Source organism: Caballeronia sp. INML2 (assembly GCF_023631365.1).
GTDB lineage: Bacteria > Pseudomonadota > Gammaproteobacteria > Burkholderiales > Burkholderiaceae > Caballeronia > Caballeronia turbans.
In genome coordinates this window covers 1-256 of sequence record NZ_JALQDH010000070.1, presented here as the reverse complement: position 1 = coordinate 256, position 256 = coordinate 1, and the positions used below count along the sequence as shown (strand labels likewise).

Sequence of the window (256 nt, the reverse complement as noted above, 5' to 3'; positions counted from 1 at the left end):
GATCGGCATCGCGAAGGACGCCCATCCGTCGCAAGCCGTGGTGCGGCTCGACGTCGACGGCTCGCCGCTGCTCGCGCGCGTCACGCGTTATTCGCTGGACCGGCTAGGCATCGTCGAAGGCATGCGCCTGTGGGCGCAGGTGAAGACGGTGTCGCTACTCGCCTGAACGCGCCGCGAGCGCGGCGTATTGCAGCAGCATGATCGTCTTGCCGTCCATGATTTCGCCGCGCTCGATCATCTGCATGGCGGTTTGCAG

General features: G+C 66.0%; 1 protein-coding gene and 1 pseudogene. One reads left to right on the top strand and one right to left on the bottom strand.

The annotated features are described in order from the left end of the window. Position 1 precedes the first annotated feature (1 nt). Entirely contained in the window at positions 2-166 is a 165-nt protein-coding gene (locus NCT32_RS24435) for a TOBE domain-containing protein (RefSeq protein WP_311768195.1), read from the top strand. On the opposite strand, the pseudogene NCT32_RS24430 reads toward NCT32_RS24435, so the two are convergent. Continuing rightward, positions 155-256 (bottom strand): annotated as a pseudogene (locus NCT32_RS24430) (GDP-mannose pyrophosphatase); the annotation flags it as partial. The gene NCT32_RS24435 and the pseudogene NCT32_RS24430 overlap by 12 nt on opposite strands.